Raw genomic sequence first — 26407 nt, forward strand, 5'->3', positions numbered from 1 at the left:
GGGGCGGTTGGCGGGCCGGGCTCAGGGCTCCTGGTCGGGGGTGCGGGTGTAGACGAAGGTGGCGATGTCCAGCGCGACCGCCCGGCCCCGCTCGTCGCGGCGCACCGTGAGGATCTCGCCGTCCTGCACGCCGGCCCGGCCTCGCCAGCGGTCCGGGCCCTCGGCGACGAAGCGGAGGGTGGGTGCGCCGACCGGTCCGGCGCGCAGGTCGCCGGCGGTGTCCGCGTACACGTGGATCATGGTGCCCATCCACCACCAGGGGCCGGTCAGCTCGGCCAGCTCGGCGGGCGGCGGGGCGGTGGCCGGCCGCCACGGGGTGACCGGAGCGGGTTCGGCGTCCAACACCAGGGTGAGCAGCCGTCGTCCGAGCGCGCCGAGGTGCACGGTGCGCAGGGTGTACGCGTTGACCAGGCCGACCACGGCGGTACGGGTGGGGCGGTGCACGGCCAACGAGGCGCCGTAGCCGGGCATCGAGCCGCCGTGGCCGACGTACACCCGGTTGCCCTCCCGGAAGAGCTCCACCCCGAGGCCGTGCCCGTGGGTCCAGGCGTCCAGGTCACTGATCACCACGGGGGAGCACATCTCGGTAAGCGTCTCGGCGGCCAGCACCGACGGGTCGGGGTCGGCCAGGAACGCGGCCCACCGGCCCAGGTCCTCGATCGTCGACCAGAGCTGCCCGGCGGGTGCCATCGCTCCGGTGTCGGTACGCGGTTCCTCGCGCAGGGTGTCGTGCCAGGGGTGGACGACGTAGCCACGGGCGAACGGCTCGGTGGCCGCGTACGTGGTGCGGCGCATGGCCAGCGGAGTGAGGATCCGCTCGTCGAGCAGGTCGGCCCAGGGCGTCCCGGTGAGCCGTTCGAGGAGTCCGCCGAGCAGCCCGTATGCCAGGTTGGAGTAGTGGTAGGTGGCGTGCGGCGGGTAGGCGATCTTGTCGGGGGTGACCCCGGTGCGCAGGGTGGCCAGGTCGACGCCCGCGGCCCGTTCCCACCAGTCGCCCTCGGGCTCGCGCTGGAGGCCGCTGGCATGGGCGAGGAGTTGGCGCAGGGTCAGCGCGCCGACGCCGGTGCCGGGGAGGTGTTCCTCCAGCGGGTTGTCGACGGCCAGCCGGCCGGCGTCGCGCAGTTGCATGATCAGGGTTGCGGTCATCGTCTTGCTGATCGAGCCCAACCGGTACTGCAGGTCGACGTCCGGACGGGGGTGCTCACCGGCGGTGGCCAGGTGGACGAGCGCGCCGTCGCGGACCACGCCCAGCACCAGCGACGGGGCATGGCCGTCGAGCTGCGCCTGGGCGACCTGGGCGTCGATCTGTCGGGCGGTCTCGGGGAGCAGGGTCAACGGGATCTCCTCGGGTCGGGCCGCCGAATCAGGGCCGGAGCCACCGCATCAGGGCCGGAAAGGGATTCGCCGAGCCTACTGATCTTCCTGGGGAGGCCGCGCGTGCGTTCGCGTGTCACGATCGTGGTGTGGACGCCGTGGTGTGGATCGTTTTGGGTGTACTGCTGGCCGTCGCCGAGATCTTCACGACGACGCTATTTCTGATCATGTTCGCGGCCGGTGCGTTCGCCGCTGGTGGTGCCGCCGCCCTGGGCGCGCCGGTAGCGGTGCAGGCGCTGGTCTTCGCGGTGGTGTCGGCGCTGAGTCTGTTGGTGGCCCGGCCGGCCCTGCGGCGGCACCAGCGTTCGTCGCTGGAGAGCGGCGAGCAGCCGTTCGGTGTGGAAGCGATCGAGGGTTCCACGGCGTTGGTGCTGGAGCGGGTGGACGCCGACCACGGCCTCGTCAAGATCGACGGTGAGTTGTGGAGTGCCCGCCCGTACGACACGACGCAGACGTTCGACCCAGGTCAGCGGGTTCGGGTGATCAAAGTCCGGGGTGCGACAGCCCTGGTGTGGCAGGACGATATTTCTTCCGCCGGTGAGCTGCCGGAAGCGAGAGGGTGAACGGGATGACCTTAATCGGCGTGCTGGTGATCGCGGTGGCGTTGATCGCCGTGATAACGCTGGCCAAGGCGGTGCGGATCGTGCCGCAGCAACGCCAGGATGTGGTGGAACGGCTCGGCAAGTACAAGCGCACCCTCAGCCCCGGCCTCAACCTGCTGGTGCCGTTCATCGACGCGGTGCGCACCAAGGTCGACATGCGGGAGCAGGTGGTCAGCTTCCCGCCGCAGCCGGTGATCACCTCGGACAACCTCGTGGTCTCGATCGACACGGTGCTCTACTTCAAGGTGGTCGACTCGGTCCGGGCGACCTACGAGATCTCCAGCTTCCTCCAGGCCATCGAACAGCTGACCGTCACCACGCTGCGTAACGTGATCGGCTCGTTGGACCTGGAGCGTGCGCTGACCAGCCGGGACGAGATCAACCGGCACCTCTCCGGCGTGCTGGACGAGACCACCGGCCGATGGGGCATCAAGGTGACCCGGGTCGAGATCAAGGCGATCGAGCCGCCGGCCAGCATCCGTGACTCGATGGAGAAGCAGATGCGCGCCGAGCGGGACCGCCGCGCGGCGATCCTCACCGCCGAGGGTCACAAGCAGTCGGTGATCCTCACCGCCGAGGGTGACAAGCAGTCCGCGGTGCTGCGGGCCGACGGTGACCGGCAGGCCCGGATCCTGCAGGCCGAGGGTCAGGCGAAGGCGATCCGGACGGTCTTCGACGCGATCCACCAGGCGAACCCGAGCCAGAAGGTGCTCGCCTACCAATACCTGCAAGCCCTGCCGCAGATCGCGCAGGGCAGCGCCAACAAGGTCTGGATTATCCCGGCCGAGCTGACCAAGGCCCTGGAGGGGATGGGTGGCGCGCTCGGCGGGTTGAGCCAGATGGTGGGGGATCTGCCCGCGCCGGAGGCGGCCGAGCACGCGAGCCAGGTCGAGCGGGAGGCCGCGGAGGCGGCGCAGGCCGCGGCGGACGCCGCCCAGCAGATCCACGACGAGGTACGCGTCGCCGAGGCGCAGGCCGCCGGTGGCAACAAGCCGCAGGGGCTGCCCGCGCCGGAGCCGGTGTCCTCGGCCAGCCTGACCGAGGACCCGGCCGACCAGCGCGAGCGCGGCTGATCCAGGACGCCGGCCGCCCGGCCGGATAAATGCGAGAAAGTCTCATGGGGCGCTCCGACGCCTGCCACGATCGGTCCTAGGACGGGTGGTGACCAGGCAATCGGGGCGCCCCGGCGCGTTCCGCACCACTCGCGGACGAGCGAGGTGACGCATGAAGGATCCGGCGAATCGGATGTGGTCCTCGGCCCCGGTGCCCGGCGCGCACGACCCGGTCGCACCGCTGGGGTCCCGCAGCACCGGTGGCGGGTTCGGCGTACTGCCGTTCGTCGGTGAGCCGACCCCGGCCGGCCCGGCCACGAACGCCAGCTGGGCCTGGTCGGTGCGTCGGTTCGCGCGGGCGGCCGTGTGGCTGCTGCCCGCGTACGCCATCCTCTATGGCGCGGTGGCGATGGCCAGTGACGGCGGGGTGGGTAACGACCCCTATCCGGCCGACGGCCGGGCGGTGTACCTGATCGGTTGGGTGGCCGCGGTCTGGCTCGGCCTGCTCGCGCTGCTGGCGCTCACCGGGCTGCTGGCCGCGACCCGCAGCCGCCGGGTGGCCGCCGCCGGGCTGCTGGTCAGCATCGCCGGCACCGTGCTGCTGCTGCCCTTCGCCGGGCTCGCCGAGCAGACGCCGGTCTTCGGGACCACCGCGCGGTCGCTGGTCCTGATCGGCGCGACGTTCTACAGCGTGGGCTGGTTCCTGACCGGGTGGGCGGTGGCCCGCTCGGGCATGTTCAGTCTCGGCGACGGCATCATGCTGATCATCGCCGCGCCCCTTCTCGGCCTGGGGGGCGCCCTGATCGGTTCGCTCCAGACGTTCGGCGCGATCTTCGTGCTGATCGCCGGCATCGGCATCGGCTACCGTTCCGGTCGCCTGATGCCCCGGGAAACCGCCCGCGACGCGGCCAGCGCCAGTCTCTCCACCCCGGCCCCGCCACCCACCGCCCCGGGAGGTCCCGTTTCCGCCGCCTGAGTCGTCGCGAGAAAAGCCGACGGGCGTCAACCCGGCCATGGCAAAAGCCGGCGGTGGCGTCAACTCGACCCCTGCGGAAAACCGGCGGCGGTGTCCACCTGGTCTCGGCGAAAAGCCGCTGGCGGCGTCAACCCGGCGGAATGACCGAGTCCATGGAACTGCGCCCGCGGGAATGGTGGTTCTCCGAACTGTCGGATCCTTGACCTCCGTGCCGACGGGCGCGAATCGCGGCCTGTCTCTGTCGACGTCGTTACCGCTACTCGTCGACACCGCCGCGGCGGTCGGTGGGTTCAAGACGGTCGACGCCATCGACGTGCGGAGACGCTGGAGGGGGCTCCGCCGCTGGTGAGGGCGTGGGTCGACGGGCACGGGTCGCACCGGGGTGGCAGCCGAACGCCGGTCCACTCGCCGTGACGTCGACTCCCCCGGGCGGGGCTCCACCCCGGGCCCAGGGGTGCGGTCCCGGAAAGCACACAGCCCATGACGCCCCATCCCAACGGCGCGGGACGGGTCCGTTTGGTCATTGTCGAGGGACGCAACGTGGAGGTGACCCGTCGATGGACCGTGCCACCATTGGTGCTCCATTCCCGCCGATGTCGACATTCATGGAGCAATATCGTGGCTGCGCTTCCCCGATTGACCATACTGCTCTGCGATAGTGATGACGCCGCCGCGGGGCGGCTCTACCAGGAACTGACCTCCAGCCCGTTGGTGGAGCGGGTGATGGCGGTCGGAAGTCTCGCCGACGCCGTTCGGGAGGCGGGCGCGGGCACATTCGACGTGATCGTCGTCGATCCGCTCAGCACCGATCTGGCGCAGGCCGGCAGGTTCGCGCTGTCCCAGTCGGGCGAGGGGGCCGCCGTGGTGCTCTACGTCGACCTGGCGCGAGTGGAGGAACATGCGGTGGCGTTCTACCACGGTGACCGGAGCCGTTTGCGGGACGCGTTCACGCTCGACAAGCGGACGCCGCCGGAGATGCTGGCGGCGGAGGCCGACGTGGTGCTGACCAACTGCCAGGCGTTCCGGCTGCTCGCCAGCAGCAGGTCCAAGGCGGATCGGCTCCTCGACGAGGTGCGCGACCGGGCGACCACGAGCGGCGACGACGAGTTGGAACGGCTGGTCGACGACGTCGATCAGGCACGGATCCTGGAACACGTGCGGCCCGACTCGGGTCTGGTGCGGCCGAAGGTCGCGAGCAACACCGTCTTCCTGTCGTACCGGTTCAAGGAGGAGGACGGGTTCGTCCGGGGCCTCAGCGGGTTGTTGGAGGACAACGGTTTCACCGTGATCACCGGCCGGGCCGCGGACGGGTACGTGGGAATGGCGGTTCTGAACAGAATTCGGGAGTGCGAGTTCTTCGTCTCGTTAATGACCCGGTCCCGGCAATTCGCCGAGCCCGGAGAGAAGTTCGCGACCAGCGCCTGGTTGATCGAAGAGAAGGGTGCCGCCCTCGCGTTCAGCAAGTACATGGTGCTGCTGGTGGAGGAGGGGGTCGACGACATCGGCGGGCTGCACGGCGACTGGCAGCGGCACGAGTTCACCCCTCCCACGTTCACCACGGCGGCTCGGGCCGCGGTGCAGCAGTTGCGCAACCGCAGCGGTCGGCCGAACTGAGCTCAGCCCGGTGATATGCACTCTGCTGGCGCAGGGATAGCCGTTCGGCTCGGATAAAGCGGGCTGACGGCCGGTGGCGTTTGGCTTTTCGGTCTGCTAGTCCTGGCAAAAGGGATGCGGTGCTTACAGATCGTGAAACAACCCGGGCGCACCGGAGCCATTGTCCTGCGTCATTGCCCTACTATCAGGCCGACGGTAACTCTGACTTCGTCGGAGGACGTTGTGGCAGAGACGATCGGCGAGGCGGGCACGGGTGGCATCCTGCGAGCGCAATCAGGTCCGACGGGTGACGCGACCCGGTGCCGGTCACCGCACTTCGAGTGTGAGCGACATCGCCGCGCCGCGCTGGCGGCCATCCACGCAGGTCAGCTGCCCCTCAAGTTCGCGTACGCCGGAAGTGCCGCCCACACCCACGACGCCTACGCCCGCACCGACGACTACCTGAGCATGCTGGCCTCCGCGCGCCACGAAGCCGAAGCCCTGCTGGCCGCTCGGACGCTGACGGCCGGGGCGCTGGCCGTCGCGGAGATCGGCCCGGGCAACGGCAAACGCAGCAGCGCCTTCCTCAACCGGCTGACCAGCCTTGGCCACCCCTGTCGGCGTTACCTCGCGTTGGACTTCAGCGCCACCCTGCTCGCCATCGCCTGTCACCGGTTGGCCCACTTCGCGGGTGGCCAGATGAGCGTTGACTCTCACGTGTGGGACATCGAGGCCGGCTCCTCCGAGGGGGTCGAGCGGTGGCGGCCCGGGCCCGACCCGGTGGTCGCCTGCCTGCTCGGGCACACCCTCGGCAACCTGGAATGCCCGACCGCCGCCCTGGCCAACATCCGGGCCTCACTGCGTCCGCGCGACGTGCTCGTGCTGAGTGTGGTGGTGGGCCGGCCGGACGAGCCGGCGGACACGGTGTTGGCGCCGTACCGGTGCTCGGAGTTCCGTGGCGCGGCCCTGGAGCCGCTGCTCGCCGCCGGCCTGTCCGAGGCCGACCTGGATTTCGTGCTGCGCTGGCGGGACGCGACGGTGACCGGCGAGGCGGTGTTGCGCCGACCGGGTGTCCTGGATGGCACACGGCTGCCGGCGGGCCACCGCATCCGCTGCTTCCAGTCCCGCAGGTTCAGCTATCCCGACGTCATTGCCGCCGTCCGGGACGCAGGTTGGCGCATCCGGCACGCCGAGTTGGCGCCCGGAAGCCACCATTTGGTGATCACGGCGTCGCGAGGGTGAGGGAGTGGCGGACATGACCGAGCGAAAGGGGGCGCCTGAGAGGGTCACGCCCGCCGACCTGATCGACCGGGCGCGTCGGGCCAGCCTCTTCTATCGGGCCTCCTACGAGGGGACCGACCCCAACTGCGTGCGGCTACCCGGCGCGGCGATGGACGAGTTGGTGCAGGGGCTGGTCGCCGGGGTGCACGACGAGCTGTGCCAGATCGTCCCGTACACCACTGCCGGTCGGCCCGCCGATCCGTTCTCCCGGGCGTTGTTCCGCCAACTGGCGCGGCGCGCGACGGTACGCCGCATGTACCTCGTGCCAGGCGAGGACGTGGGCTCGGGGGAGGTCGACAGACAGTTGGCGGAGGACCGTGCGCACGATCTGGACGCGGTGATGGTGCCCGTGTTCATCGCCGGCGAACGTCCCCTGGTGCCGATGACCGACATGTGGCTGATCGACGGTCAGGTGGTGGTCCGGCAGGAGGTGGGCGGGGACGGCCTCGCGTCCTGGGTGGTCAGTGGCCACTCCGAGGAGGTGACTCGGGCCCGCCTGCTCTGGGACAACCTGATGAGCCGGTCGTGCCTGCCCGACCGGGGCCGGCCGCGCCGGCCCGGCCCGGAGCTGACCCGCTGGCTGCTCCAGTCGGCCAACATGCTGTACGCGATGGCGCCGATGTCCTGCGGGCCGTCGCACCTGGACCGGAGCAGTTGCTCCTGGTACCACCAGTCGTGGCAGTACCTGCGCCTGTTCGACATGGTCAGCAGCCCGCAGTGGCACGCGGAGTTCTACGCCGGGCAGCTGGCCGAGGCGGTCCGCCGGGGCGCGCGCCGGGTGTTGATCAGCGGCACGGCCGACTACACCATCCTCGCCTTCCTCCTGGAGGCGGTGCGGTCGGCGCTCGGGGGCATTCCCGCCGACCTGGACGTGCACGTGCTCGACATGTGTCAGACGCCACTGCTGGCCTGCGACTGGTACGCCAGGCAGATCGGCGCCCGGGTCGAGGTGCACCAGGCCGACGTGACCTGTCCCGACGCGGTCGCGCAGCTCGTCGAGGGCGGCCGGTTCGACCTGGTGTTGGCCGACGCGTTCCTGACCCGGTTCAACCGCGCCTCGGCGGACGCGGTGATCGGCAGCTGGTCCGCGCTGCTGAATCCGGGCGGTTCGGTGATCACCACCGTCCGGCTGCATCCGGGCAACGAGTGGCCGAAGGACGACGAGGAGCAGGACGACCGCCACCGGGTGTCGGATCTCGTGGACGATTTCGAGCTGCGGTTCCGGGAGCGGGCCGCCGGTTGGCGTGGGCTGCTCTCGGTGGAGCTGGACGAGCTTGCCGACGCCGCCCGCCGGTACGCGACGCGGATGGCCAGCCACGATCTCGGTGACGCCGACGAGGTGCGGGCGGCGTTCGACCGGGGTGGCTTCCACGTGTCCGATTCGGACGTGAAGTCCGTCCACGGGGAGCTGGTCCGGACCCAGTACCTCCAACTGCGCGTGGACCTGCCCTGCGACAGCGGGAGGACTGGCGGTTAGCATTTACCTGTCGTGGTGACTTGGTGGACCCACGGTGATCGCCGAAGGGGGGGTCGGTGCCCGACTATTCACCCTGGTTGGCCGTCAAGGCGCTCGGCCCCAAGCCGGTCGCGTACGAGTTGCTCACCGCGGCCCACAAGGATCTCACCGCCCAGACCGCCATGCTCGACGAGCGGCCCGCCGCGCTGCGGGTCGTCAGCGCGACGGCGGAGTTCCGCGACAGCGTGGGGCACGAGCTGGTCGTCCGGGTGGAGGCGATGGGGCACACCGCCGAGGTGCGGCTCTCCGAGCACGTCGTCCGGACCACGACCGAGGGGGACGGGGCCCACGCGGTCACGCCGTTGGTGCTTGTCGCGTACGCCCTGCAGAAGGATCCGTTCGGTCTCCGCTGGCAGCCGCGGCGGGTCGGGCACGCCGAGCCGCCCTCGGCCGAGGCGATGGAGTACTACGCCCGGCTGGACCGGCTGACCGAGGCCTCCACCCAGGTGGAACGGCAGCTGGAGGCTGGCCGGGACGTGCTGGTGATCGGTGAGCACGGCTGCGGGAAGTCGGCGTTGGTGGCCAACATCGCCGACAAGCGGCGCGCCGACGACGGTGTCGTGTGGCTCAATCTCGCCGATCCGGCGGACGGTCCAGAGTCGATCGTGCTGGCCCTGCTGGAGCAGGAGCGGAGTCGCTCCGGCCGTTACCTGGTCGTCCTGGAGAACCTGCACGCGAATCCGCTGGTGCTCAACGAGTTGTTCGACTGTGTGACCCGGCTGCGCTCGGACTTCGGCCTCGAGGTGCAGGTGCTCGCGACGAGCTACAAGGTGGCGGGCCCCACCCTCGCCGGTGGCGAACCCACTCGTGAGCTGCGACAGGTTCTCGCCGAGGGCCGGCCGCTGGTCACCCAACTGCTTGTCGACAGTGGCATCGACGAGGCGCACTGGCAGACGATCCGGCGACTGGCACAGGATGACGTGCACATCGCCCTGACGGCGATCCACCTCTACGGGCGGCACGGCACCGTGCCCACCGAGGCGGACCTGGAGGCGTATTACACCCGGCAGGTGACGAGCGACGACCAGCGCGAGGTGCTCTACCGGGTGGCCTGCCTGGGCGTGTTGGAGCTGCAGATGGCCACCCGGGAGGCGGGTCCGTTGCGGCAGGCGCTCGTGCGGTTGCGCGACGACGGCCTCATCTACCAGATCGACGGCGCCTACCTGATCGGCTCCCGCCGTCGGGCGCAACTGGTGATGAACCACGCCCGTCGGCACTGGGACGCGGACCGCCGGTGGAAGAGCCCGGAGCGCAACGTGTGGCTGCATCTGCAGCGCGGCGGGGAGCGCCTGATGAAGGCGACGCTGAGCCGGCTCGACCAGTTGGTCCCGCCGGACGCGGCGCGGACCGACACCCTGCACCTGCTCAGCACCTGGGAGACGCTGATCCGGCTCGGCAGGACGATGCGCAAGCGCAGCGGCGACGACAGGTCCTGGAAGGACAATTCCGGTGCCGCCGTCTTCGCCGCGAGCGCGCTGAACCAGCTCAACCACGTCGACTCCTGGTGGGAGATCGCCGGCGTGGTACGGCCGCGGTGGAGCTACGAGGCGCCCGGCTGCAAGCTGCCCGTGCCGGTGGGTGGTGTGACCGCCGACTACGAGGATTTCGAGGAGATCCAGCAGTCGATGGCCACGGAGGACGCCCTCCTCGGCGCGGCACCGCACCTGGCCGGCCTGCGCGCCGAGGAGTTGGACACCGACCAGATGTACCGCAACTGGGTGCTCGGTCTCCTGCTCGGCTTCGAGGGTTCCGCGCCCGCCGTCCACCAGGACCAGAAACGCATCGACCTCCTCATCGGGGTGGCCCGCGAGGCCCAGCACGAGGACGGCTACTTCTACCCGGCGCGGGTGCCGTGGGTGACCGCGCGGGTGGTCCTCGGTCTCACTCAGGCCAACCTGCGCATGGACCACCCGGTGGTCCGGGACGCCTGCAACTGGCTCCTGCGGCAGGTGTCCGCGGGCGGGCCGTTCGACAACTGGTGGCGTAGCGGCACCGGCACGTGGAACCGCGACGAGGCCACCACCGCCATGTGCCTCAGTGCGCTGGTGCGCGCCGGAGTGTCGCCGACGCGGCCGGAGGTGGAGACCGCGCACGCCTGGCTGATGGGGCGCGAGAGGGAGTGGACCACCCCGGGGCGGGAGATCGACATGGCGCAGGCGCTGGAGGCGACGCTGCTCTGCACCGGGGCCGCCAACGGCACCCAGGAACACCTCCGGGCGCTGTTCCAGCGGATCGCCACCGAGAAGAACCCGACGCTGCTGTCCACCGCGCCCGAGGAGCGGCTGCGCATTCCGTTCGTGGCAGCCCAACTCGCCGACATCGTGTGGCGGATCGTGCAGTTGGAGAGCCTGAAACTGTTCGGTCACGTCATCAACCAGGGTCGGCCCGAGCCGTCCGAGCCGTCGGAGGTGGCCGTGGCGCCGCAGACCGTCACGTCGTCCGCCAACGGGGCGTCCCTGTCCCGGCGCAATCTGCGTGCCTGGCAGCGGGGGTGCGAGCAGATCGAGGGGACGATCCGCGAACGGATCGCCAAGCGCGACGGGCCGATGCGGACGCCGGCGGTGGAAAAGGTGATCAATGAACAGCTGGACTACCGAGCCCAGCTCACGGAGCTGACCAGCCTCCTGGACGAGCATGCCGATCGAGAGCTGCTGGAGCGGATCGACGCGCTCGGGCGCCGGGTCTGCGGCGTCGCCTGGCCGGACCTGCCGTGGCCGGACGCGGGATCGGAGGCAGGCTCGTGAGCATCGCGGTGCCCGCGCCGTCGACGCTGAACTTCCTGGCCGGGCTCTTCGCCGGAGCCGGGATCAACATGCTCACGTCCGTCTCCACCGGCCCGGCGGGCACGGATGTCTCCACCGGCAAGATCGCGCTGGATTCGGCGCTCTGGGTGGTCGCCGCCGGTTTCCTGACCTGGGCGGCGCACCTGTTCCAGGCGGCCGAACGGGACGCCGACCTCTACATCGACCGTGACTTCAGCGAGCCCGAGAAGCAGGAGATCCGGCAGGAGTACCTGCGCCGGGCGTTGCGGCGCGCCCGGCTGCCGTTGGTGATGACGGTTCTGGCGCTGGTGTGCGCCGTGCTCCTGTTGCCCGGTTTCATCCGCTGGAGCGGCGTACTGAGTGGTTGACGGCCGGGCCGCCGCCCCGGTTGTCGGTGAATTGCCTGACAATTGCCGCCCAGGCTGGCCGATTTCCCCACTTCGTGGCAATCCTGGGGAGCATGGCCGCCTCCCGCTCGCCGCTGTCGCGGCTGTTCACCGTGCTGCTCGCCGGCGTGTTGGCCGGGCTTGCCCTGGCAGTCGCCGCGCTGCCGGGCAACCTGCTGCTCGGGCTCACCGCCCGCTCCGCGCTCGGGTCGTACGCCGCGTTGCCGGCCTCGCTGAAGACCCCGGCCACTCCGCAGCGCTCCTACCTCTACGCCAACGACGGCAAGACGCTGATCACCACGTTCTACGACGTGAACCGTACCGACGTGCCGTTGTCGGAGATCGCCCCGGTGATGCGGCAGGCGATCGTGGCGGCCGAGGACCGGCGCTTCTACGACCACGGTGGGGCGGACCTGCGCGGCCTCGCCCGAGCCGTGGTCGCCAACGTCAAGGGCGGCGGCACCGAGCAGGGCGGCTCGACGCTGACCATGCAGTACGTCCGTAACGTCCTCAAGACCGACCCCACCCGCACCGCCGAGGAACGCGCCGCCGCCACCGACCCCACCGTCGGGCGCAAGATCCAGGAGATCCGGTACGCGAGTGCCCTGGACAAGAACCTCGGCAAGGACGAGATCCTCGACCGGTACCTGAACATCGCCTACTTCGGTTCCGGCGCGTACGGGGTCGCGGCGGCCAGCCAGCGTTACTTCGGCAAGCCTCCGGCGCAGTTGACCCTCGCCGAGTCGGCCCTGCTCGCCGGCCTGGTGCAGTCCCCGGACGCGTACAGCCCGATCGACGGGAACAAGAACGACGCGCTGGCCCGCCGGTCGTACGTGCTGGACTCGATGGTCGCCACCGGCGCGATCACCGCCGCGCAGGCCGCCCAGGCCAAGACGGAACCGCTGGCCCTGCACCCCACCGCCCAGCCCAACGGCTGCACCGCCGTGTCCCAGGGGCACGACGACTGGGGTTACTTCTGCGACTACCTGCGGCGCTGGTGGGTCGCCCAGCCGGCGTTCGGGGCCACCGTCGCGGAGCGCGAGCAGGCCCTGCGCTCGGGTGGCTACACCGTGGTCACCTCGCTGGACCCGAAGATCCAGGCCACCGCACAGCAGCAGGCCACCAAGGTCTATGGGTACGGCAGCAAGCACGCCCTGCCGATCGCGGCGGTGCAGCCGGGCACCGGGCAGGTGTTGGCGATGGCGGTCAACCGGCACTACAGCCTGGCCGACAATCCGGCCGGGCAGCCGAACTATCCGAACACCGTGAACCCGTTGATCTCCGGCGGGGCCAGCGTCGACGGGTACCAGGCCGGTTCCACCTTCAAGCTGTTCACCATGCTCGCCGCGCTGGAGTCGGGCCGTACCCTCTCCACCGGCTTCGACGCGCCCGCCAAGCTTCCCACCCGCTACGCCGCCGAGGGGCCGGGCAGCTGCGACGGCCACTGGTGCCCGGCGAACGCCAACCCGGACTGGATGGACGGGTACCGGATGATGTGGGACGGCTTCGGCCGCTCGGTGAACACCTACTTCGTCTGGTTGGCCGAGCAGGTCGGGCAGGACAAGGTGGTCGAGATGGCGCAGCGGCTCGGCATCACCTTCCGCGCCGACTCGGACGCCGCCTTCGCGAAGAACAACTCCGCGAACTGGGGTTCGTTCACCCTCGGCGTGGCCGCCACCACCCCGCTCGACCTGGCCAACGCGTACGCCACGGTGGCCGCCGAGGGCACCTACTGCACGCCGGTGCCGGTGCGCTCGGTGACCGCCGCGAACGGCGAGAAGGTGCCGGTCGGGCAGCCGTCCTGCAAGCGGGTCCTCGACCCGGACGTCGCCCGTGCCGCGACCGACGCCGCGCGCTGCCCGGTGGGCCAGCAGTCGGCGTTCGGGCAGTGCAACGGCGGCACCGCCACCGGTGTGAACGACATCCTCGACGGCCGGCCGGTGGCCGGTAAGACGGGTAGCTCGGAGCAGAACTCCACCGAGACGTTCGTCGGCTTCACCCCGCAGGTCGCGGTGGCCGGCATCGCCGCCAACCCGGACGATCCGGCCGACGCGGTGGGTTCGGCGGTGCAGAGCAAGGTGATCGACGCGGTTGCCCGGGTGATCGCCACCGCCGTCAAGGGCCAGCCGGAGAAGGCGTTCGCCGCACCCAGCCACGAGTTGGCCGGCGACCCCCGGCGCCCGGTAGAGCGCCCGACGGTCCCGCAGAGCCCGCAAAACCAGAACGACAACCGCCTCTCGCCGCTGGACCGCTGGCTGAACCGGCGAGGCTAACCGCCCGGCGCCGTCGATCATGGACTTGTGGTGCCCGTTATGCGGCTGCTCGCGGCTTCCATCCACCACCACAACTCCATGATCGACGGCCGGGGCGGGGTCAGCCCTTGCGGCGGCGGGGACGGTAGCTCGCCAGGGTCGACGGGAGGCCGCGGCGGATGATGCCGGCCCAGTCGGTGTCGCCGCGCAGCACCGCCGCCGCGGTGTTGCGGGCCTGTTCGACGGTGAAGTGCGGCGGCAGCATCAGCTCGGCCGGGTCGACCAGGGCGTTGATGACCACCGGTCGGTCGGCGGCGAACGCCCGCTCCCAGACGCCGGGCACCTGCTCGGGCGAGTCGACCAGCTCACCGTGCAGCCCGAGCACCTCCGCCCACTGGTGGTAGGCGATGTCCGGCAACTGCTGGCTGTCCGGGAACATCGGCGTCCCCTCGCTGGAACGTTGCTCCCAGCTTACGAACGCCAGATCCCGGTTGTTCAACACCAGCACCACGAACCGGGGGTCGGCCCAACCGCGCCAGTACTTCGCCACGGTGATCAGCTCGTTGACGCCGTTCATCTGCATGGCGCCGTCGCCGATCAGCGCGACGAGCGGTCGGTCCGGGTGGGCGAACTTGGCGCTCAGCGCGTACGGCATGGCACCGCCCATGGACAGCAGGGTGCCGGACAGGCTGGCGAGCATCCCGGGGCGGACCTGGAGGTGGCGGGCGTACCAGGCGGTGGTGGTGCCGCAGTCGACGGCGAGCAGCACGTCGTCGGGCAGGCGCTCGTTGAGGGTGTGGAAGAGCAGTTGTGGGTTGACCGGGTCGGCGGTCTGCTCGGCCAGGTCGCGTTGCACACGACGCCACGCCGAGGTGGCCTCGGCGATCTCCGCCCGCCAGGCGGTCGGCCCGGGGCCGGGGCCCAGCTCGTTCAGCAACGCCCGCAACGTGGGGCGGGCGTCCCCGGTGAGGTTCACCTCGGTCGGGTACCGCAGCCCGAGCTGCGTGCCGTCCAGGTCGATCTGCACCGCGCGGGCCTGCCCGGGTGGGGGATAGAACTCCGAGTACGGCATGTTGCTGCCCACGATCAGCAGCCTGTCGCAGCCGGTCATCAACTGCCAGCTGGGCCGGGTGCCGAGCAGCCCGATCGCCCCGGTGACCCATGGTTCGCGGTGGTCGACGACTGTGAAGCCGAGCAGGGCGGTGGCCACCCCGGCGCCGAGTCGATGGGCGATCTCGCGGACCTCCTCCTGCGCGCCCAGCGCACCCTGCCCGACCAGCATGGCCACCCGCTTGCCACCGCTGAGCACCTCGGCGGCCCGCCGCAGGTCGGCCGCCGGCGGCACGGTGGGGGTGCTGCTCGGCACGTTGCTGGTCTGGTAGTAGCCGTGCGCGTGGGGTGGGTCCGGGATGGCCGGCTCGTCCTGGATGTCCAGGGGCAGGATCAGGGCGGTGACGGTACGCCGGGCCAACGCGGTGCGACACGCGCGGTCGACCAGGTGGCGTACCTGCGCCGGGTGGTCGAGCTGGGCGAGGAACGCCGCCGCCACGTCCTTGTAGAGGGCGAGCAGGTCGACCTCCTGGTAGTAGCCGCCGCCCTCGGCGGTGGTCGCGGTGTGCCCGACCAGGGCGATCACCGGCTGGTGGTCGAGCTTGGCGTCGTACAGGCCGTTGAGCAGGTGGATCGCGCCCGGTCCGCTGGTCACCAGCGCGCAGCCCAGCGGCCCGCCGCCGTACTTGACGTGCGCCGACGCGGCGAAGCCCGCGGTCTCCTCGTGGCGTACCTGGATGAACTGGGTGCGCCCGTTGGTGCGTTGCAGCGCGGACGTGAGGCCGTTGATGCCGTCTCCGGGGTAGCCGAAGTAGCGGTGCACGCCCCAGCTCAGCAGTCGCGACACGATGTGGTCCGCGACGGTGGGGTGCCGGGGGAGAGCGCCGGCCTCGCCCGCTCCGGTGTGGTCTGCGCTCACCTGGGTGGTCCTTCCCGTCGGGTCCGGTAGTCCACCGTCGTTCCCCTTCTCCTTCGGACAAAACACCCCACGGGTGGGCATCGGTGGGCGAGGTGCGCCGTCCGGCAGAATCGTCGGGTGCCCGTCCACGAGATCACCGACCCTGACGACGACCGCATCGCCGACTACCGCGCGCTCACCGACGTCGAGCTGCGCACCCGCTGGGAGCCGCCGCACGGCCTGTTCATCGCCGAGGGTGAGCTGGTGCTGCGCCGGGCGCTGCGGGCCGGCTACCCGGCCCGGTCGTACCTGGTCGACGCCAAGCGCATCGACCAGCTCGCCGACCTGGACACCGGGGACGCGCCGGTGTACGCCGCGACGCAGGACGTGCTGCAACGGGCCACCGGTTTCCACGTACACCGGGGGGTGCTGGCGTCGTTCCACCGCCGGCCGCTGCCGACGGCGGCCGAGGTGCTCGCCGCCGCGCGCCGGGTGGTGATCCTGGAGGACATCAACAACCACACCAATCTCGGTGCGATCTTCCGGGGCGCCGCCGCGCTCGGCATCGACGGAGTGTTGTTGTCGCCGACCTGCGCCGACCCGCTCTACCGGCGCAGCGTCCGGGTCAGCATGGGTGAGGTCTTCGCGGTGCCGTACGCGAAGTTCAGCCGCTGGCCGGCGGGTCTGGAGGAGGTGCGGGAGGCCGGCTTCACGGTGCTGGCGTTGACCCCGGCGGCGGACGCGTTGCCGATGCAGCGGCTCTCCCCGGACCAGCGGGCGCGGGCGGCGTTGCTGTTCGGTGCCGAGGGCCCCGGGTTGACCGGAGCCGCGCAGAGCGCCAGTGACGTACGGGTGCGGCTCCCGATGCGCCGCGGAGTGGATTCGTTGAACGTCGCCGCCGCCGCGGCTGTCGCCTTCTGGGAGTTGAGCCGCGACGATCCGGGGTTCGACGGAGAGTAGATCGCTTCAGCTTGCATGCCCATGCGGTCTGTTGCATAATTTTCCCCGTGTCCAAGGTTCTCACCTCCCTGCCCTCCGGCGAACGTGTCGGCATCGCCTTCTCCGGCGGCCTCGACACCTCGGTCGCGGTCGCGTGGATGCGCGACAAAGGCGCCGTCCCCTGCGCCTACACCGCCGACATCGGCCAGTACGACGAGCCCGACATCGGCTCGGTGCCCGGCCGCGCCCTCAGCTACGGCGCCGAGCTCGCCCGAGTCGTCGACTGCCGTGCCGCCCTCGTCGAGGAGGGCCTGGCGGCGTTGACCTGCGGGGCGTTCCACATCCGCTCGGGCGGACGGGCGTACTTCAACACCACGCCGCTCGGCCGGGCCGTGACCGGGACCCTGCTGGTGCGGGCGATGATCTCCGACGATGTCCAGATCTGGGGCGACGGCTCCACCTTCAAGGGCAACGACATCGAGCGGTTCTACCGGTACGGCCTGCTGGCCAACCCGATGCTGCGCATCTACAAGCCGTGGCTCGACACCGACTTCGTCACCGAACTGGGTGGGCGCAAGGAGATGTCGGAGTGGCTGCTCGAACGCGGGCTGCCCTACCGGGACAGCACCGAGAAGGCGTACTCCACCGACGCCAACATCTGGGGCGCCACGCACGAGGCGAAGACCCTGGAACACCTCGACACCGGCATCGAGACGGTCAGCCCGATCATGGGCGTCCGGTTCTGGGACCCGGCGGTGGAGATCCCGACCGAGGACGTCACGATCGGCTTCGACCAGGGTCGCCCGGTGACGATCAACGGCAAGGAGTTCGGCAGCCCCGTTGACCTGGTGCTGGAGGCCAACGCGATCGGCGGCCGGCACGGCCTCGGCATGTCCGACCAGATCGAGAACCGGATCATCGAGGCCAAGAGCCGCGGCATCTACGAGGCGCCCGGAATGGCGCTGCTGCACTACGCGTACGAGCGGTTGGTCAACGCCATCCACAACGAGGACACCCTGGCCAACTACCACAACGAGGGCCGCCGACTGGGCCGGCTGATGTACGAGGGCCGCTGGCTGGACCCGCAGGCACTGATGCTGCGCGAGTCGTTGCAGCGGTGGGTCGGCACGGCGGTCACCGGCGAGGTGACGCTGCGGCTGCGCCGGGGCGAGGACTACTCGATCCTCGACACCACCGGCCCGGCCTTCAGCTACCACCCCGACAAGCTGTCGATGGAGCGTACCGAGGACTCGGCGTTCGGCCCGTCGGACCGGATCGGCCAGCTCACCATGCGCAACCTGGACATCGCCGACTCGCGGGCGAAGCTGGAGCAGTACGCCAACCTCGGCATGGTCGGCGGGGCGAGCCCGCAGCGGATGGTCGGTGCCGCGCAGGCGGCCTCCACCGGCCTGATCGGCGCGATGCCGCAGGGCGGCGCGGAGGCGATCGCCTCCCGGGGTGTCTCCTCCGGCGACGACGAGGCGCTCGACCGGGCCGCGATGGAGTTCGGCGTCGACTGAGCGACCCCCATGGCCCCTCCGTGACGTCGCCCGGCGAATGTCGAGATCCGGCGTCACGGAGGGTAGCGTGTCGGCCGTGTTCCCTACCGTGCGTGAGGTCCTCGCCCTGGGCCCGGTCCGCCACGGCGCACCGCGCGTGGTCGCCGGGGACGCCGGGCTGGACCAGCCGGTCCGCTGGGTGCACGTCGCCGAGGTGCCGGACATCGCCACCCTGCTCGGTGGCGGCGAGTTGGTGCTCACCACCGGCATCGGTCTACCCGGCGACGACGCCGGGCTGCGCGCGTTCATCGGGGACCTGGCCGACGTCGGTGTCTCCGGGCTCGTCGTCGAGTTGGGCCGCCGCTACGTCAGCGGCGTACCCCGGGTGATGGTCGCCGCCGCCGAGCGGCGCGGCCTGCCCCTGGTGGAGCTGCGCCGCGCCACCCCGTTCGTGCGGATCACCGAGGCGGTGCACGCGCTGATCGTCGACGCGCAGCTCACCGAGCTGCGCGCCACCGAGGAGATCCACCAACGCTTCAACGACCTGTCCGTCGAGGGCGGCGACGCCGCCGAGGTGATCCGGCAGGCCGCCGAGCTGTCCGGCTGCCCGGTGGTGTTGGAGAACCTGTCCCGCCAGGTGCTCGGGTACGACCCGGCGGGCGAGAGCGCCGAGCTGCTGCTCGACGGCTGGGAGCAGCACTCCCGGCGGGTCCGGCCGACCGGGCGCACCGCGTACGACCCGGACAACGGGTGGCTGGTCACCGCCGTGGGCGCGCGGGGGCAGGACTGGGGGCGACTGTTGCTGCGCTGGCCGGCCAGCGGCGACGTGCCCAGCGCCCAGCCCAGCGGGCCGACCGCCGGCCCGCCCACCCGGTTGACGATCCTGATCGAGCGGGCCGCGTCCACCCTCGCGCTGGGCCGACTGATCCGCCGCGACGCCGAAGGGCTGGAACGGCAGATCCACCGCACCCTGCTCACCGCACTCCTCGACCACTCCCGACCGGTGGACGAGGTCGCGCTGCGGGCCAAGGCGCTCGGCGTGGTGCTCGACCGACGGCACCTGGTCGGCGTCATGGTCCGACACCGGGCTGAGGACCCGGTCGGGGAGACTGGCCCGGAGGCCGCTCAGGCCCGGCTGCGGGACCTGTCCGAGGCCGTCGGCCAGGCGCTGCGCGAGGCGAAGCTGACCGCGCTGACCAGCGCCGTCGACGACAACTCGGTGGGTGCGCTGCTGGCCCTGACCGACCCGGCCGCCGAGGACCGCGCGCTGTCCGCGTTCGCCAGCGCTCTTCGTCGGGTACGCCTCGACGCCGGCACCGGCCGACCGGGGCTCGGTGTCGAACCGGCTCGGGCCACCCCCGGCTCCGATGCGTCCCGCTCCGCGTCCGGCGCGGAGTCCTCCCGCGCGGCTCCCGACGCCGATCCGTCCCGCCCGCCGTTCGGGGTGGAGGCCGTGCGGGTGGGTGTCGAGAGGGCCCGGGGTGTTGGCCCTGGTGCCGTGATCGTGGCCGCTGGATCGGGGGTGGGCACGTTGCGGGAGGCCCGCCGGTCACTTGTCGAGGCGCGGCAGATCGCCGAGGCGGCCACCCGGGACCGGCGTGACCTGGCGGTATTCCGGCTGCCCCACGTCGGCCTGGCCGGCCTGCTGCACCTGCTGCGCGACGAGCCCCGGTTGCAGACCTTCGTCGAGCGCGAACTCGGCGCCCTGCTCGAGTACGACGCCCGCCACCCCCGGGAACGGCTGCTCGACACCCTGCGCACGTACCTGGAGCAGGGCCGCAACAAGTCCGCCGGTGCCGCCGCCGCCCACCTGTCCCGACCGGCCTTCTACGAACGCCTGGCCCGCATCGCCCGCATCCTCGACGTGGACCTCGACTCGGTAGAGGCCAGCCTCTCCCTACACGTAGCCCTACTAGCCCTACAAGCAGTCCGAACCCCCTAACCCACCCCACCCCCCACCCCCCACCCCCCCACCCCCCGGGGCCCCTCCCAGTTGATCATGGAGTTATTGTCCCGACACGCCGGGCGGGGTGGCAATAACGTCATGATCGACGGCCTGGGCGGGGCGGGGGCCGACGGGCGGGCCCGGGGTGGGAGGGGGGTGGGGGTGGGGTGGGTTAGGTGAGGGCGTTTAGGGCTTTGGCGTAGGTGGGGGGGATGTGGTTGGGGCCACCTGGGGTGAAGACGTCCGAGTTCGCCACGGCGGACCAGGCGGTCTCCGGGACGGCGTCGACCAGGGCTTGGATCACCGGGGCGGCGTGCCACTGGGCCTGTTCGGCGAGCAGGCCGAGGGCCACCACCGACTCCTCGACCTCGCCCACGCACTCGAACGGCTTGTGCCCGTCCACGCCCAGCAGCTCGCGGTAGCCGGGGATCTGCGACTCGTCGGCGAGCAGGTCGCCGCCGAAGATGCCCACCACCCGCTCGCGCGGCATGAAGGGTGCCATGGCCAGGAACACGAACCGGCACTTCGGGCAGTCGCGGCACCAGCGCTCACTCGCGTCGCGCAGCTTGAACGCGGCGTTGCAGCTGGTCACCACGTCGTCGTAGCGGGTGAACTCGGCGAACAGCCGGGCGATGTGCAGCTCGGACAGCGAGCGCAGCAGCGAGAAGTACGGGTCGGTCAGGCCGGCGTGCTCGGCCAGCGACGCGCGCAGCAGCCCCTCCGCCTCGACGCCCTTGGACCACTGGTGGTTGATCTCGTGACCGTTCCAGACCAGGTTCGGGTCGGACGCCGAGCGCTCGTTGGACATCACCACCGGGCCGAGCCCGTGCAGGACCGCGGTGGCCACCGCGATCAGCGAGTTGATCGCGGTGACCGGGATGTGCCCGTTCAGCGCGCCGGCCGCGTTCAGGTCGAACAGCACCGGGTCGAGCCGCCGGCGGGCGGCCAACGGGACCAGCCCGGACGCCTCGTTCACGGAGACGATCACGTGGTTCGGGTTGACCGAGAACGGCACCGGGTCCAGCTCGGCGCGGCGCAGCGCCTCCAGGCTGACGATCGAGTCCTTACCGCCGCCGACCGCCGAGAGCGGGCGACGCTCCGAGTCGTCGTACACCCGGGGTGGCTCCGGCGAGCCGGCCGGCACCTCCGGACGCAGCGCCAACACGTGCGGCAGCTGGTTGCGGTACGCGTACTCGGCGAGGCCCCTGGTGTAGACGGCCGTGACGTAGTCGACGGTGGCCACGCCCAGCGGCGCCGGCAGCACGAGCCGGGGCGGCGCGGCGGCCTTGTAGTAACTGACCCCGGCGACCAGGTGCAGCACCTCCAGCACCCGGCCGAGGGTCGCCACCGTCTCGTCCGAGGGCGGCTCCGCCGGCAGTGGGAGGGTGATCACCTCGGTGAACCGCTGCTCACCGGCCGGGCCGGTCAGGGCGTAGTCGAACAACACCTCGCCGGTGGCGAAGTCGATCGAGTAGGACGGGAAGGTGAAGGCGTCCATCCGCCGGAGCTGCTCGTTGGGCACACGCCATACTAGGCCCTGGTTCGTCCGGCCGTGTCCGGACCGGGCCCGCCCTGCCGCCGCCGCGACCTCCGAGGAGAGCCCAGTGCGCCTGTCTGACCTGCGCGGACGTACCGTCGCCGTCTGGGGCACCGGCCGGGAGGGCCGGGCCGCTGTGACGGCGATCGCCGCGCACGGCCCCGCCGAGCTGGTCGCCGTCGACGACAGCGCCAACTTCCTGTCGCTGCCCTGGGACGGCCCGCTGGCCGAGGCGGCGCCACTGGTCACCGGCGAGGCGGGCTTCGAGCGGCTGGCCGCCGCCGACGTGGTGGTCCGCTCGCCCGGCGTGCCGCAGACCCACCCGTGGCTTGTCGAACTGCGCCGACGCGGCGTCCTGGTCACCCAGGGCACCGCGCTGTGGATGGCCGACCACGCCGCGCGCACCGTCGGGGTCACCGGCAGCAAGGGCAAGAGCACCACCTCCAGCCTGATCAGCCACCTGCTCACCGCGATGGGCCGGCCGAACGTCTTCGGCGGCAACATCGGGGTGCCGACCCTCGACCTGCCGGATGCGGAGCTGTACGTGCTGGAGTTGTCCAGCTACCAGTGCAGCGACCTCACCGACTCGCCCCGGGTGGCGGTGGTCACCGCGCTCTTCCCCGAGCACCTGGACGCGCACGGCGGGGAGCGGGAGTACTACCGGGACAAGCTCAACCTGCTGGCCCACGCGCCGCAGACGACCGTGGTCAACGGCGGCGATCCCCGGCTCGCCGCCGAGCTGGGGGAGCTGCCGGCGGTGCGCGCCGGCCAGCCCGACAGCAGCCACGTCGCGGCCGGCATCGACGGTACGCCCTGGTTCCACCTGGGCGACCAGCCGCTCTTCCCGCGCGCCGTGCTGCCACTGGTCGGCCGGCACAACGAGGGCAACCTGTGCGTCGCACTCGCCGTGCTCGACGCGCTCGGCATCGACGTGGTGGCCGGCAAGGACCACCTCGCCGTCGCGGTCGCCGAGTTCCAGGGGCTGGCCCACCGGCTCACCGAGATCACCGACCCGTCCGGGTTGACCTTCGTCGACGACACCCTGGCCACCAGCCCGTACGCGGCCATGCACGCCATCGACGCGTACGACGGGCGGCCGTTGACCGTGATCGTCGGGGGCAACGACCGGGGTCTGGACTACACGCCGCTGGCCGAGCACCTGGCCGAGCGGGAGCTGACCGTGATCGGGATCCCGGACAGTGGGCCGCGCATCGTCGAGGTGCTCGCCGGCCTGCCCAAGGTGCGTACCGAACTGGTCGACGACCTGGTGGACGCGGTCCGGCTGTCCCGCGAGGTGACCCCGGCCGGCGGGGTGGTGCTGCTGTCCCCGGCCGCGCCGAGCTACGGCCGGTTCCGCAACTTCGAGCACCGCTCCGAGGTCTTCGCCCAGGCCGTCGCCGACACCGCCGGCTGAGCCCGGCTGGGCGGGTGCCGTTGGCTGGGCGGCCGTCGCCGGCTGGGCGGGAGCGGTCAGCGTGCGGGCAGCCGGGAGTGCAGGGCGCGCATCGAGCGGATCGCCGAGCGGATCTCCTGGAGGTAGCGCCCCGGGGTGAGCGTCTGCTCGGGTAACACCGCCAGGTCGGCCAGCGCCGGGTCCACGCCGACCGTGTCGATGCCACACCCGTACGGCAGGGCCAGGGTACGCAGCGCGTCGCAGTGCTGGAACGGCACGTAGATCGGCGCGGTGACCATCAGGATCTCGTCACCCGGGGCGACCCGTGCGTGCTCGGCCCAGAACCGCTGCGTGTCGGCGGTGTGGGCGCGCCGCCGATCCGGTTCGCCCGACGGCGCGGCCAGCACCCGTACCGGTGGCAGGCTCGCCGGCCGGTAGGTCCGCGACGACCAGGAGTGGTGCGGGTGACCGGCGTCGACGCCGGCCCGCTCCGCCGGGGCGGTCACCCCGAACACCCGCCGGACCGCCGAGTCCAGCACGTCCACCTCGGTGTCGTCGCCGGGCAGGCCAGCGTCGGCCAGCGTGCGGCGCTCCCAGTCCGACAGCGGCCGGAAACTACCCAGCACGGCGACCTCGCCGGTCACCCGCAGGCCGGCGCGCAGCAGGTGCGCGGCGTAGGCGACCCGGCGCACGCAGGCGTGCCCGAGGCCACCGAGGACGACCAGGTGGGCGTACGTCGATCGGGTCGGCAACACCGGCCGGACCAGGCCGAGCGCGGCCGCCGCGGCGAGCACCAGCTCGGCGGTGTCGGGGTCGAGGTCCGGCTCCCGGGCCTCGGGCCGTTCCCGGCCGCCCCGGAAGTCCCAGTGTGTCGCCGAGAACTCGTCGAGAAACCGCAGGACCTCGGCCAGGTCACCGTCGGGCCAGGTGCCGCCGAAACGGGCGACCAGGCCACGGATCGGGTCCGCGCCCACCCACCGGGCGACGCCGGCCGCCGGGTCGTCCGGCGCACCCACGGGCAGCGGTACGGGCAGCTCGGGCACCGCAGGATCGTACCGGGGCACTGTTGTCGTCCCGTCGTACGCTGGGGTCAGCCGGCGCCCGGGAGGTACGTCGATGTCCGATCTGCTCCGCCGACCCCGCGCCGGCCGGATCGCCTCGGCGGGTGGCTTCGTCCGGCTGCTGGCGCACACCGACCCGGTCGCGCTCGTCGGCATCTCGATCTCGATCTCGCTCTCCGTGACGTTGGACCTGACCAACGCGGCGACCGGGGTGGAGTCGCTGCTCGCCGGGCTGATGGGCACCACCATCTCGCTGCTTGTCGACTCGCTGGCCCGCGCCGAGCGCCGCTTCCACCTACGCACCCTGCTGGAGGGGCCGCACTGGCTGGTGCACGCGGTGCCGGAGGTGGTCACCGGCACCCGGGAGGCGGTCGAGCGGCATCCCCACACCCGGGTCGCCGACGAGGCCCGGCGTCGCTTCGAGCGGTTTCGGGCCGACACCGACCAGCTGCGCGTCGGGCGGATCATCCGACCCGGCGGCGACTGCCAGGACCTGCTCGGCGGCACCCGCGAGTGCGTACGGCGACTGGACGCGGTGACGAACGTGATGCCGAGGGCCAGCGGCGAACTGAGCTGGTGGCGTGGCGAGATCGGCCGGCACTACTGGGCGGCGAACACCGAGGCGTTGGCCCGGGGCGTACGGATCACCCGGGTGTTCCTGCACGCCGGCCTGACCGACGAGCTGACCGCGTTGGTGCGGGCCCAACACCAGGCAGGGGTGCGGGTGGGTCTGCTGCCGTGGGGCGTGGTCGATGCTTCCCGGCACGTCAACCTGACCCTGTGGGACGGCACGGCGTGCTGGGAGGGCCGGATGAGCGCGCACGGCGAGATCACCGAGAACCAGTTCTCGGTGAACGCCGGCGACCTGGCCCGGCTGAGCGACGTCTTCGAGGTCTGCGTCGAGGCGGCGACCTTCCTCGACTGAGACCCTGCTCGACTGAGACCTTGCTCGACTGAGACCTTCCTCGACTGACGACGACGTCGACTGACCGCGACGGGAGGGCGGGCCACCGATGACCGTGCAAGCCGTACTGCTGGTGACCGCGGTGGTCTGGGCGGTCAGCCTGATCCGGTCGGTGCGGATGCGCGCGCTGGTCTACAGTCTCCCGCTGCCGATGACGCTGGCCCTGGTCAGCACCGGGCACCGGGTGCAGGGCGCGCAACTGCTCGGGGTGCTCGGCCTCAACCTGTTCTTCGTCATCGTGGCGGTCACGCACCACCGGTTGCGCTGGCCGATTCTGATCGCCGACGCCGCCGGGATCATCGGGTACGTGGCGCTCAGCGCGGGTCTACTCGCCGTACCGGTGCCCTTCTGGCCCGCGCTGGCCGGCACCGTGGCGCTCTGGACGGTGACGATGCTGCTGCTGCGCCGACAACACCCCGCACCGACCGTGCCGCCGCCGTCGGCTGGGCCGCCGTCGTCGATCGTGCCGCCGCTGCCGACCGTGGCGTCGTCGACTGTGCCGCCGTCGTTGCCGTCACCGTCGTCGATCGGGCCGGCACTGCCGGCAGTGCGGCCGGCGAGGGCTGGGCCGCCGGTGGGGGAGGTGGGACCGCGAACCCGGCTGCCGGCGTCGGTCAAGCTGCTGGTGATCCTGCTGGGTGCGACGCTCACCGGGCTGCTCGGCGAGCTGCTGCGCGCGATGGTGGTGACCTTCCCGTACGCCGGGGTGCTGGTGGCCATCGAAAGCCGCCGCGACCTGGTGGCGTTCACCCGGCATTTCGCCCGCAACAGCCTGGCACTCGTCGGCTTCCTGGCGGCGTACCACCGCTGGCAGGACACCTCGACGGCCGCCGCGCTGGCGGCCGGTTGGGTGACCTTCGCGGTGCTGGCGGCGGCGCTGCACGCGACGGTCGCCAGCGGCGGGGCCGGGCGTCGCGCGGCGCTACCGGCTGCCAGTTGAGCGACCCACCGGACGCGGCACGGGGCCGTCTGTCCGGATCGGCCGGCGGTGGGCGCGCGAGCTGCCTGTCCGATAATGCCCACCGCGCCGCCCCGCGCCGCCCAACGCCGCGCCGCCCCGCGCATCGTTCGTGGGTGGTCGAGTGGCGGGTGTCGGTGCGGCGGGCGCGGGGGCGACCGCGCATGCCTTGATCGTGCTTGAGTCAGGGTGTAGTGGCCTCGCGGCGCGAGTTAGGGACTAAATCCACGACAACACCGTTGCGTTAGGGCTGTAGCCGGCGGGTCAACCCGGGAGTGCCCGATCGGGGAGCGGGTTGGGCCCGGCTTGGCGATCATGGAGTTGTGGTGCCGACTTTGGGGGTTTTACGGGCGTTCTGTTACCCACCAC

The 26407-nt window shown here is 71.5% G+C and carries 19 protein-coding genes; 15 read left to right on the forward strand and 4 right to left on the reverse strand.

Translation table 11 applies throughout. The annotated features are described in order from the left end of the window. Positions 1–21: 21 nt before the first annotated feature. Positions 22–1335 carry a serine hydrolase domain-containing protein gene (locus tag AB0B14_RS35350; protein ID WP_357526446.1) on the reverse strand — a complete coding sequence of 438 codons (1314 nt, stop codon included), beginning with the start codon at positions 1333–1335 and terminating at the stop codon, positions 22–24. A 128-nt stretch (positions 1336–1463) separates the two neighbouring features. On the opposite strand from AB0B14_RS35350, the gene AB0B14_RS35355 reads away from it, so the two are divergent. The 9 genes from AB0B14_RS35355 (at position 1464) to AB0B14_RS35395 (ending at position 13815) form a co-directional block, all read left to right on the forward strand. Continuing rightward, a complete protein-coding gene (locus tag AB0B14_RS35355) occupies positions 1464–1937 on the forward strand; it encodes an NfeD family protein (protein WP_357078026.1) in 474 nt (157 codons plus the stop codon). 5 nt (positions 1938–1942) lie between these two features. After that, positions 1943–3049 carry an SPFH domain-containing protein gene (locus tag AB0B14_RS35360; RefSeq protein ID WP_357078029.1) on the forward strand — a complete coding sequence of 369 codons (1107 nt, stop codon included), beginning with the start codon at positions 1943–1945 and terminating at the stop codon, positions 3047–3049. Positions 3050–3200: 151 nt separating this feature from the next. Continuing rightward, positions 3201–4004: a hypothetical protein gene (locus tag AB0B14_RS35365; protein ID WP_357526448.1), complete on the forward strand. Its 804-nt coding sequence runs from the start codon at positions 3201–3203 to the stop codon at positions 4002–4004. Between the two features lie 618 nt (positions 4005–4622). Continuing rightward, positions 4623–5618, forward strand: a complete 996-nt coding sequence (locus AB0B14_RS35370; protein WP_357078035.1) for a hypothetical protein — start codon at positions 4623–4625, stop codon at positions 5616–5618. A 222-nt stretch (positions 5619–5840) separates the two neighbouring features. Continuing rightward, entirely contained in the window at positions 5841–6839 is a 999-nt protein-coding gene (locus AB0B14_RS35375) for an L-histidine N(alpha)-methyltransferase (protein ID WP_357078037.1), read from the forward strand. 13 nt (positions 6840–6852) lie between these two features. Continuing rightward, the gene (locus tag AB0B14_RS35380) at positions 6853–8355 is read left to right on the forward strand and encodes a class I SAM-dependent methyltransferase (protein ID WP_357526450.1); all 1503 of its coding nucleotides are present in this window, start codon (positions 6853–6855) and stop codon (positions 8353–8355) included. A 56-nt stretch (positions 8356–8411) separates the two neighbouring features. Then, entirely contained in the window at positions 8412–11138 is a 2727-nt protein-coding gene (locus AB0B14_RS35385) for a hypothetical protein (RefSeq protein WP_357078043.1), read from the forward strand. Then, entirely contained in the window at positions 11135–11524 is a 390-nt protein-coding gene (locus AB0B14_RS35390) for a hypothetical protein (RefSeq protein ID WP_357078046.1), read from the forward strand. Before AB0B14_RS35385 ends, AB0B14_RS35390 begins: the two co-directional genes overlap by 4 nt. 26 nt (positions 11525–11550) lie before the next feature. Continuing rightward, on the forward strand, positions 11551–13815 hold the full coding sequence (locus AB0B14_RS35395) for a transglycosylase domain-containing protein (RefSeq protein WP_357078156.1): 2265 nt from the start codon (positions 11551–11553) through the stop codon (positions 13813–13815). A 100-nt stretch (positions 13816–13915) separates the two neighbouring features. Here the strand turns inward: AB0B14_RS35395 and AB0B14_RS35400 are convergent, their stop codons facing one another. After that, positions 13916–15763, reverse strand: a complete 1848-nt coding sequence (locus AB0B14_RS35400) for a thiamine pyrophosphate-requiring protein (protein WP_357078049.1) — start codon at positions 15761–15763, stop codon at positions 13916–13918. Between the two features lie 117 nt (positions 15764–15880). Here AB0B14_RS35400 and AB0B14_RS35405 point away from each other — a divergent pair, with 117 nt between their 5' ends. The 3 genes from AB0B14_RS35405 to AB0B14_RS35415 all read left to right on the forward strand — a co-directional run bounded on the left by AB0B14_RS35405 (position 15881) and on the right by AB0B14_RS35415 (position 20122). Next, complete coding sequence (locus AB0B14_RS35405; RefSeq protein ID WP_357526452.1) at positions 15881–16702, forward strand: RNA methyltransferase; 822 nt, start codon at positions 15881–15883, stop codon at positions 16700–16702. 47 nt (positions 16703–16749) lie between these two features. Beyond that, positions 16750–18201 (forward strand): argininosuccinate synthase, encoded by a 1452-nt coding sequence (gene argG, locus AB0B14_RS35410; protein ID WP_357078055.1) that lies wholly within the window; start codon positions 16750–16752, stop codon positions 18199–18201. 76 nt (positions 18202–18277) lie between these two features. Further along, on the forward strand, positions 18278–20122 hold the full coding sequence (locus AB0B14_RS35415) for a PucR family transcriptional regulator ligand-binding domain-containing protein (protein ID WP_357526454.1): 1845 nt from the start codon (positions 18278–18280) through the stop codon (positions 20120–20122). A 175-nt stretch (positions 20123–20297) separates the two neighbouring features. Here AB0B14_RS35415 and AB0B14_RS35420 read toward each other — a convergent pair whose 3' ends face one another. Further along, complete coding sequence (locus tag AB0B14_RS35420) at positions 20298–21647, reverse strand: hypothetical protein (protein WP_357526456.1); 1350 nt, start codon at positions 21645–21647, stop codon at positions 20298–20300. A gap of 82 nt (positions 21648–21729) precedes the next feature. Here AB0B14_RS35420 and murD point away from each other — a divergent pair, with 82 nt between their 5' ends. Then, positions 21730–23076: a UDP-N-acetylmuramoyl-L-alanine--D-glutamate ligase gene (murD, locus tag AB0B14_RS35425; protein ID WP_357526457.1), complete on the forward strand. Its 1347-nt coding sequence runs from the start codon at positions 21730–21732 to the stop codon at positions 23074–23076. A 56-nt stretch (positions 23077–23132) separates the two neighbouring features. Here murD and AB0B14_RS35430 read toward each other — a convergent pair whose 3' ends face one another. Further along, positions 23133–24098 (reverse strand): hypothetical protein, encoded by a 966-nt coding sequence (locus AB0B14_RS35430; protein ID WP_357526460.1) that lies wholly within the window; start codon positions 24096–24098, stop codon positions 23133–23135. Positions 24099–24171: 73 nt separating this feature from the next. Here AB0B14_RS35430 and AB0B14_RS35435 point away from each other — a divergent pair, with 73 nt between their 5' ends. Together AB0B14_RS35435 and AB0B14_RS35440 are read left to right on the forward strand one after the other, a co-directional pair. After that, positions 24172–25041, forward strand: coding sequence for a hypothetical protein (locus AB0B14_RS35435; protein WP_357526462.1), 870 nt, complete (start codon positions 24172–24174; stop codon positions 25039–25041). An 88-nt stretch (positions 25042–25129) separates the two neighbouring features. Continuing rightward, positions 25130–26020: a hypothetical protein gene (locus AB0B14_RS35440; RefSeq protein ID WP_357526463.1), complete on the forward strand. Its 891-nt coding sequence runs from the start codon at positions 25130–25132 to the stop codon at positions 26018–26020. Positions 26021–26407 lie beyond the last annotated feature (387 nt).

The organism is Micromonospora sp. NPDC049171 (genome assembly GCF_040648275.1).
Lineage (GTDB): Bacteria > Actinomycetota > Actinomycetes > Mycobacteriales > Micromonosporaceae > Micromonospora.

Bases quoted from the DNA above. Each gene is read 5' to 3' on its own strand.
- AB0B14_RS35360 (WP_357078029.1), top strand. From the start codon at position 1,943: ATGACCTTAATCGGCGTGCTGGTGATCGCGGTGGCGTTGATCGCCGTG.
- AB0B14_RS35365 (WP_357526448.1), top strand. From the start codon at position 3,201: ATGAAGGATCCGGCGAATCGGATGTGGTCCTCGGCCCCGGTGCCCGGC.
- AB0B14_RS35380 (WP_357526450.1), top strand. From the start codon at position 6,853: ATGACCGAGCGAAAGGGGGCGCCTGAGAGGGTCACGCCCGCCGACCTG.
- AB0B14_RS35435 (WP_357526462.1), top strand. From the start codon at position 24,172: ATGTCCGATCTGCTCCGCCGACCCCGCGCCGGCCGGATCGCCTCGGCG.
- AB0B14_RS35440 (WP_357526463.1), top strand. From the start codon at position 25,130: ATGACCGTGCAAGCCGTACTGCTGGTGACCGCGGTGGTCTGGGCGGTC.